Genomic DNA, 7,185 nt, shown 5'->3' with positions numbered 1-7,185 from the left:
AACGCCCCCTCTGGGGGCGCCTTTAAAGCCCCGTCCTCTGGGCGGGGTTTTTTACGATAGACCATGACCCCGCAATAGAGATCTTTGCCGTTGATGTTCTGGACCAGCGGCGTTCCCAGACTGCGAGCCTTGATGATCGCCTGAACGAAAGAGCCGACGTAAACCAGGTTCGGTCGGTCAGTGGCAAATGCCTTGAGGATTTCCGGATAGCTTTTGGCGATGCGCGGTCTGATTTTGACACCCGACTCCTCAGAGAGTGCCTGGGTGATGGCCCGTGCCTTTACCGCCTTACTTTTCCATCCCGGAGGGAACCAGCAGATCAGAGGTTCGGCGGCAAAAGCCGATGCGCCGAACCCTGTAAGCATAAGGGCAAGAGTAAGGATTGAAACCAACTTTTTCATTTTTTCTCCTTTGGGGTGATGAGGGTCTGTGGTTGCAGAAACAGGTGGCTGTACTCCGTTGTTTTCGGGCATCCTCAATAGCGTCCGAATTCAGAATCATCGAGAGCGATCATTTCCTGAGGGGCGCTGTCCATCTTCCCCCAGCCGCTGGCCGTGGAAGAATGAGATTCCGTGGAGGGTGGAACCGGCGCCGGTCTGGATTGAAAGGCTTGTGAAGACGGTTGGAAATCGGTTATTGAACGACCGCCGCTGTTTTTCAGGGTGAAGCGGCTGAGCATCTGCCGCAACTGGGCGGCCTGGCTGGAGAGCTCCTCGCTGGCGGCGGCGCTTTCTTCGGCGTTGGCGGTGTTCTGCTGGGTGACCTGGTCAATCTGGGTCAGTCCCTGGTTGACCTGGCTGATCCCCTGGGCCTGTTCGTTGGAGGCGGCGGCGATTTCCGCCACCAGGTCGGAGACCTTGGTGATCCCCTGGACGATTTCACCGAGTGCTTCTGCGGTCTGGCTGGCGATGCCGCTGCCTTTTTCAGTCAGGTTGACCGAGCCCTCGATCAGCTCGGCGGTTTCGCGGGCCGCCTTGGCGCTGCGCCCGGCGAGGTTGCGGACCTCTTCGGCGACCACCGCGAAGCCCTTGCCGTGCTGCCCGGCTCTGGCCGCCTCGACGGCGGCGTTGAGGGCCAGCAGGTTGGTCTGGAAGGCGATTTCGTCGATCACCTTGATGATCTTGCTGATGTTCTGCCCCGCCTCGGCGATCTCGGCCATGGCGCTGACCATCTCCTGCATCTGGGCATTGCCCTTTTCCGCCGCGTTCTGAGCTTCGTCGGAAAGGCTGTTGGCCTGTCCGGCATTCTCGGCGTTCTGCTTGATCTGGCCGGTCATCTCGTTCAGCGAGGCGGCGATCTCTTCCAGCGACGAGGCCGACTCAGTGGCTCCCTGCGACAGGGACTGACTGGCGCCGGAAACCTGGGCGCTGCCGGCGGCGATCTGTTCGCCGGCGACGTGGATCTTTTCCATCACGCTGTTGAGGTCGTCGGCCAGTTTCTTCAGGCTGGTGCGGAACTGGTCCTTCTCATCGCGCGGCACGACCTCGAAGGTCAGGTCGCCGTCGGCCAGCTTCTTTAAGTTGGCGACCATTTCGTTCTGGATCGAGTCGGCAAAGGCATCCATGGTTCTGGCGACTTCGCCGATTTCATCATTACGCTGCAGGTTGAGACGCATGTCGAGATGTCCATTTTCGAGTTTGCGGATCATCTCGACAAGTTTCCGGGTGGGGACGGTGAGATTGCGGGTCATGAAAAAACCGCAGATACACATCACCAGCAGCGCCAGCAGGCCGCACAGGATCATGGCCCATTGTTTCTGACGGACAAAAGAGGCCATTTCGGCCGGGGTCGTTTCCAGTTTTTTACTCGCCGCGGTGGAGATGGAAAAGGCTGTTTCGATCAGATCCCGGATCGGTCCCTTGTACTGTTTAATGGCATGGTTGCCGGCGGCTGGATCGCTGATTTCTCCGGATTTCATCTTGCCCCAGATGTGGTGAATCCCTTCCCGGTAAGCAGCGGCGCCATTTTTCATCTTGGTGACCGCCTGACGTTGAGCCGGGTCTTCAAGCAGGCTGTTCAATTGTTCGAGATGACGGTTCAGCCCGGCAAAGGTTTTTTCCCATTTTGCCTGGTAGGACGCGACTTTGTTCGGTTTCGAGACATTGAGAAAACTGTCCTTTTCATAACGGCGCAGCCCGAGGCTGTCGACGGTGACGGCCGCGGCGGTGGCGGCGATCATGCCGTCCCTGGCAATCGCGGTGTCAGCCTTGGCCCCCAGTCCGGAAATGCCGAAGAAACCGATGCCGGTGGTTACAGCCAGCAACAGGGCGAAGATTGACAGGACGATGAAAAACTGGATACCGATTCTGAAATTTTTGAGCAAAACCATAGTCTATTCCCCCTTCAGACCAAGGTTTGACCTGGGTCGGATGTGTTAAACTCTTTACGGTTTAACCTGTTGCCCTTATCGACATCCCGTTCAAGCCACTTAAGAAAAAAATAATTTTCGCCTATGCCGACCGTTTCAGGAGACAAAAATACCGAATTGATTTTTTTCTACGATGGTTCCTGCGGACACTGCGCGCAGGCAATCTCCCGCTACCGTCGGCTGGCGCCGAGTGGGCGGTTTCAATGTGTCGATGTCAGCAGTGATCGTTTCTGTGCCGAAGATTATGGTCGGGAGCCGGGCGAGTTTACGGCCCAGATGCACGTGCGGGACAAGGTCGGGAACTGGCACCGGGGAATCGATGCGCTGCTGCTGATCTGGTCATTGCTGCCCGGATGGCGTTACCGGTGGCTTTGCCGAATTCTGCGCTGGCCCGGTTTCCACACCCTGGCCGACATCGGCTATCGGACCTTTGCAGCCAACCGGCATCGCTGGTTCGGCCATGGGAGCTGAGCCCCGACCATGGGATCAGGCAAAAACAAAAACCCCGCCATTCCGGCGGGGTTTTCATCACAGGTGACCTGCTGAAGAGAGTGTCCGACAACCAGGTTTCGTCCCTTGTACCAATGGTGGCCCCAGGGAGTGCGCTTCAGGCTTCCCACTGCATTGGCGGGCCTGCACACCACGCCTTGCCGGAGGCGGGACTGTTACGCAAGCTGACGAACCGGCTGGCCAAGGACGCCATCCTCAGCATGTCATTGGTCCTGCTTGACCATCTTTTCGACCGCGGATGGCAGATGCTTTAGGATAAAAAAGGGCCGCCGGTGGATTTCGGCGGCCGGGTTTGAAAATTCTTGAATTGCTGAGAGTTGTCTGGTCCGGTTTCAGGCTCAGGCTCAGGCTCAGGCTCAGGCTCAGGCTCAGGCTCAGGCTCAGGCTCAGGCCGGTGCCGGGGCCGGGGCCGGGGCCGGGGCAACGAAAGTGCGCGCGCCAAGTTCCTCATCGAGGCGCAACAGGCCGTTGCCGTCGTTGCCGATACGTTCCAGTTTGCGCAGGATCAGGCCGAAGTTGGACTCCTCCTCGACCTGCTCGGTGACGAACCACTGCAGGAAAATCTGCGCCGCGTGGTTGCTCTCGTCCCTGGCCAGGTCCATCAGTTTGTTGATGCTGTCAGTGACAAAACGTTCGTGTTCAAGGCTGTACTGGAAAGCGGCCAGCGGGGAACCGAAATCGTTCTGCGGTGCCTCGAAGCCGCGCAGGTCGGTGCGACCGCCGGCCTCGGTGATGAAGTTGAAGAATTTTTCGCCGTGGGTCAACTCTTCCAGGGCCTGGATGCGCATCCAGGAGGCGATGCCGGGCAGGTCTTCGGATTCGAAATATCCCGCGATGGCCAGATAGAGATAGGCCGAAAAGAATTCATTTTTCATCTGCACGTTGAGAGCGCCCTGCAGTTTTTCACTGAGCATGAAAGCCTCCTTTTGTCAGTTGCCCGGGGATGATGGGGGACTGTTGTCATGTATATCATGGGGGGGGGGGCTTGCCAACCGCAGGAGATGAAACCGCAGGAGATGAAACCAGAAAGGGCGGAACCGGTCGGTTCCGCCCTGTACATCAATTCTCGAATCGAAGCTGTTTACTTGGTGTCGGCGAAAATAATCTGTTTCAGCCCGTCCAGCGGCAGGTTCTCACTGCCGAGTTCGAGGGTGAAGGGATTGCGGTAGGTATAGGTGATGAATGTGCAGTCACAGTCGGAGGGCAGAAAAGCATCACGCAGGATGAATTTCTTGCCGTCCGATTTGCGGGTCAGTTCGATCTGCCCGGAGCTGATCTCGTTGCCTGACATGCTGTAATTGACCTTGGGGCTGTCGAGAAAGAGGATTTCCGACACGGTCTCCAGGGGGACTTCAATCGGGGTTCCATTCCACCAACCCTTGACCAGGGTGCGGTCGATCTGGAAGAAGCTGACTTCCTGTCCGTCCAGGGTGATGCATTTGCCGGGCCGGGCGTCGGCCGCCAGCGAAACACCCACCTGAAGGGACACCAGCATGACGGCAACGGCAAGCAAGCGTACCCACTTAGCAACTTTCATTTCAGATCATCTCCTTAACTGCGATGTTCAAAGGAAGTCGTACCCTCGTCAGGGACGTTATTTCAGGCCGGAAAGGACCGGCGACAATCGGCAGCATGACCGGGGGGAACCGTGTGCCCGAGCGGTTCCCAGGTGATCGCTCCGGTATCCTGCCGCGGGAACAAACAGTCCCGGAAGGCGCTGATGCCGGAAAATCTCTGTATGCTTAGCAATTCCGCAAAAAAAAATCAATGATTTTTCACTCTTTGTACCGACCCCGGAGGGAGACTGAATCGCTTGTAGCCGCGCCGGGCACCGTGCTACAGTCCGCCCGTAGAGAGCGTCAACCCGTAACCGGAGCCGACCATGCACATCCGTTCTGCCGAATTTATCCAGAGTGCCACCCGACCGGGCAACTACCCGCCCGAGCAGGGCCCCGAGATCGCCTTTGCCGGGCGTTCCAACGTCGGCAAGAGCAGCCTGATCAACAACCTGGTCGGTCGTCGCAAGCTGGTACGCACCTCGCGGACGCCGGGTCGGACTCAGCTGCTCAATTTCTTCCGTATCAACGACCAGTTCTGCATGGTCGACCTGCCGGGCTACGGGTTTGCCAAGGTGCCGCCGGAGGTGAAAAAAGCCTGGGGGCCGATGGTGCATACCTATCTCGCACAGCGTGCCAGCCTGCGCGGCGTGGTCTGGCTGCTCGACTGCCGCCGGGTTCCCAACGACGAGGACCTGCAATTGCTTGACTGGTTGGAGGAGTTGCAGATCCCGACCATCCCGGTGATCACCAAGATCGACAAGGTCAAGCGCAGCCGGCGGATGAAACAGCTTCAACCGATTCTGGCGGCGACCGGTCTGCCGGCCGATGCCTTCAGTTCCTTTTCGGCCCTGTCCGGGGAGGGGCGCGAGGAGGTCTGGGAGAGGATCGTCGAGGCTCTCGGCCTGGATGGAGAGGTCGGGGAATGAACGGTTACCAGTGGATTGGCCTGATCGGCGGACTGATGGTCGCCTTCGGTTTCGTGCCGCAGATCATCAAGGTTCTCCGTACCCGTTCAACCCACGACCTGTCACTCTGCATGTTGCTGATCATCTTCATCGGCGGTCTTTTCTACACCACCTATGCCTTTCTCGCTGGAGATCCGGTGTTCATCATCATCAACCTGCTGGCGACCGGCAACACCCTGCTGCTGCTGATACTCAAGCTCATTTACCGTTGAATCCGGGTGAATTCGTTGACACCGGTCGTACCCCTCTGTTAGATATGAACACCGATATAATCCGGGTGTCCGCCGTTGAAACCATGGCGGAATAATAGGGAAGAGGGTGCAAGTCCCTCGCTGCCCCGCAACTGTGAACGGTGACGAACGCCGCATGGGCCACTGCCGGAGAAATCCGATGGGAAGGCGCGGCCGGAGGATGATCCGTAAGCCAGGAGACCTGCCCGGATGCAGATGGATACTGGATTTTTCGCGGGAGAGGTCCGGGCAGCGCCAGGCACAGATGGCAGCGGACCCCGGACCCCTTTGACAGGTGCGGGGTTTTTTCATGTCGGCAAACAGGGTCGGACTGCTGCAGGTCTATACCGGTGACGGCAAGGGCAAGACGACCGCCGCCACCGGCCTGTTGGTGCGTGCCCTCGGCCAGGGACTGCGGACGTTGTTGGTGCGTTTCCTCAAACCGGCCGTACCGCGTTCGGGTGAGTTGATCATTCTGGAGCAGCAGACAGGACTCGAAATCATCGATGCCGCCAAAGGGGTGATCGGCCGGCAAGCCGACCCCGATGAGATGCGGGCCAATGTCACCGCGACCTTTGACGTTGCCGCGCAGCGACTGCTGGCCGGTGTTATCGAGTTGGTGGTGTTCGATGAGATCAATGGCTGTCTCAACCGCGGCTACCTCGATTTCGACCGGTTTGCCGGTTTCCTCGATCATCGCCCAGCCGCCCTGGAGGTGGTCTGTACCGGAAGACGGGCTCCCGGGGAACTGCTTGAACGTGCCGACCTGGTAACCTGTATGCAGCAGGTAAAACACCCTCACGAACAGGGGATAAAAGCCCGAAAGGGGATAGAATACTGATGTCGCGCCTGGTTTTCATTACCGGCGGGGCGCGTTCGGGCAAGAGCGGTTATGCCCAGCGGCGCTGCGAGGAACTGCCGGGGACATTGCTCTATGTCGCCACCGCCCGGGTCGAGGACGCGGAAATGGCGGAGCGCGTCGCCCTGCATCAGCAGCAGCGGGGTGAACGCTGGGCGCTGCTGGAAGAGCCGCTCGATCTGGCAGCCCGGCTGCCCGATGTCACCCCGGGCCGCTCGGCGGTTCTGCTCGACTGCCTGACCCTGTGGCTGACCAACCAGCTGTTCGCTGCCGGCGAACAGCCCGCTCCGGTGATCGCTGCGGCGGAGCAGTTGATCGAAACCCTGCGTCGACTGGATATCCCGATCTTTGTCGTCAGCAACGAAGTGGGCAGCGGCATTGTTCCTGACAATGCCCTGGCGCGCACCTTTCGTGACCTCGCCGGCAGGGTCAACCAGCTTTTCGCCGCGTCAGCGGACGAGGCCTGGCTGCTGGCCAGCGGGTTGCCGCTGCGATTGAAATAACCCTGAATCAGTGAGCCCCTTGTCAGCGGATAGCACAAGTCATTGATCTGCCCGAGCTTCCCCAAAATCACCAGTGAACCTGTGGGTGCGCTTCAGATTTTTGGAAACCCCGTTCAGACCAAGCACTTGCACTCTCCATCCAACAGGTACTCACTGATTCAGGATAACCTCGTCAGGATCAGGAGAATGTT

9 protein-coding genes and 1 riboswitch are annotated in these 7,185 nt (G+C 58.8%); of the genes, 5 read left to right on the top strand and 4 right to left on the bottom strand.

Annotated elements, in window-relative coordinates:
* The coding region (locus C2E25_RS15605; protein ID WP_146032994.1) for a PhnD/SsuA/transferrin family substrate-binding protein at nt 1-473 on the bottom strand (473 nt) is incomplete at its 3' end.
* Between the two features lie 2 nt (nt 474-475).
* On the bottom strand, nt 476-2,329 hold the full coding sequence (locus tag C2E25_RS15600) for a methyl-accepting chemotaxis protein (protein ID WP_233189456.1): 1,854 nt from the start codon (nt 2,327-2,329) through the stop codon (nt 476-478).
* 156 nt (nt 2,330-2,485) lie between these two features.
* Between C2E25_RS15600 and C2E25_RS15595 the strand changes: the two genes are divergently transcribed.
* On the top strand, nt 2,486-2,839 hold the full coding sequence (locus tag C2E25_RS15595; RefSeq protein WP_158247292.1) for a thiol-disulfide oxidoreductase DCC family protein: 354 nt from the start codon (nt 2,486-2,488) through the stop codon (nt 2,837-2,839).
* 425 nt (nt 2,840-3,264) lie between these two features.
* Here C2E25_RS15595 and C2E25_RS15585 read toward each other — a convergent pair whose 3' ends face one another.
* Both C2E25_RS15585 and C2E25_RS15580 read right to left on the bottom strand, forming a co-directional pair.
* Nucleotides 3,265-3,792: a ferritin gene (locus tag C2E25_RS15585; RefSeq protein ID WP_103116650.1), complete on the bottom strand. Its 528-nt coding sequence runs from the start codon at nt 3,790-3,792 to the stop codon at nt 3,265-3,267.
* A gap of 167 nt (nt 3,793-3,959) precedes the next feature.
* The gene (locus C2E25_RS15580) at nt 3,960-4,415 is read right to left on the bottom strand and encodes a hypothetical protein (protein WP_103116649.1); all 456 of its coding nucleotides are present in this window, start codon (nt 4,413-4,415) and stop codon (nt 3,960-3,962) included.
* 345 nt (nt 4,416-4,760) lie between these two features.
* Between C2E25_RS15580 and yihA the strand changes: the two genes are divergently transcribed.
* The 4 genes from yihA (at nt 4,761) to cobU (ending at nt 6,994) form a co-directional block, all read left to right on the top strand.
* Nucleotides 4,761-5,363 carry a ribosome biogenesis GTP-binding protein YihA/YsxC gene (yihA, locus tag C2E25_RS15575; RefSeq protein WP_103116648.1) on the top strand — a complete coding sequence of 201 codons (603 nt, stop codon included), beginning with the start codon at nt 4,761-4,763 and terminating at the stop codon, nt 5,361-5,363.
* Nucleotides 5,360-5,614 (top strand): SemiSWEET family sugar transporter, encoded by a 255-nt coding sequence (locus C2E25_RS15570; protein ID WP_103116647.1) that lies wholly within the window; start codon nt 5,360-5,362, stop codon nt 5,612-5,614. Before yihA ends, C2E25_RS15570 begins: the two co-directional genes overlap by 4 nt.
* Before the next feature lie 46 nt (nt 5,615-5,660).
* Nucleotides 5,661-5,857: riboswitch (cobalamin riboswitch) on the top strand.
* Nucleotides 5,858-5,942: 85 nt separating this feature from the next.
* A complete protein-coding gene (locus tag C2E25_RS15565) occupies nt 5,943-6,473 on the top strand; it encodes a cob(I)yrinic acid a,c-diamide adenosyltransferase (protein WP_103116646.1) in 531 nt (176 codons plus the stop codon).
* Complete coding sequence (cobU, locus tag C2E25_RS15560) at nt 6,473-6,994, top strand: bifunctional adenosylcobinamide kinase/adenosylcobinamide-phosphate guanylyltransferase (RefSeq protein WP_103116645.1); 522 nt, start codon at nt 6,473-6,475, stop codon at nt 6,992-6,994. The genes C2E25_RS15565 and cobU overlap by 1 nt, the downstream gene beginning before the upstream one ends.
* Nucleotides 6,995-7,185: the final 191 nt, after the last annotated feature.

It is taken from the genome of Geothermobacter hydrogeniphilus (genome assembly GCF_002898515.1).
Taxonomy (GTDB): Bacteria; Desulfobacterota; Desulfuromonadia; order Desulfuromonadales; family Geothermobacteraceae; genus Geothermobacter_A.
This window is presented reverse-complemented; position numbering and strand designations above follow the sequence as displayed.

Bases quoted from the DNA above. Each gene is read 5' to 3' on its own strand.
- C2E25_RS15600 (WP_233189456.1), bottom strand. From the start codon at position 2,329: ATGGTTTTGCTCAAAAATTTCAGAATCGGTATCCAGTTTTTCATCGTC.
- C2E25_RS15585 (WP_103116650.1), bottom strand. From the start codon at position 3,792: ATGCTCAGTGAAAAACTGCAGGGCGCTCTCAACGTGCAGATGAAAAAT.
- C2E25_RS15580 (WP_103116649.1), bottom strand. From the start codon at position 4,415: ATGAAAGTTGCTAAGTGGGTACGCTTGCTTGCCGTTGCCGTCATGCTG.
- yihA (WP_103116648.1), top strand. From the start codon at position 4,761: ATGCACATCCGTTCTGCCGAATTTATCCAGAGTGCCACCCGACCGGGC.
- C2E25_RS15570 (WP_103116647.1), top strand. From the start codon at position 5,360: ATGAACGGTTACCAGTGGATTGGCCTGATCGGCGGACTGATGGTCGCC.
- C2E25_RS15565 (WP_103116646.1), top strand. From the start codon at position 5,943: ATGTCGGCAAACAGGGTCGGACTGCTGCAGGTCTATACCGGTGACGGC.
- cobU (WP_103116645.1), top strand. From the start codon at position 6,473: ATGTCGCGCCTGGTTTTCATTACCGGCGGGGCGCGTTCGGGCAAGAGC.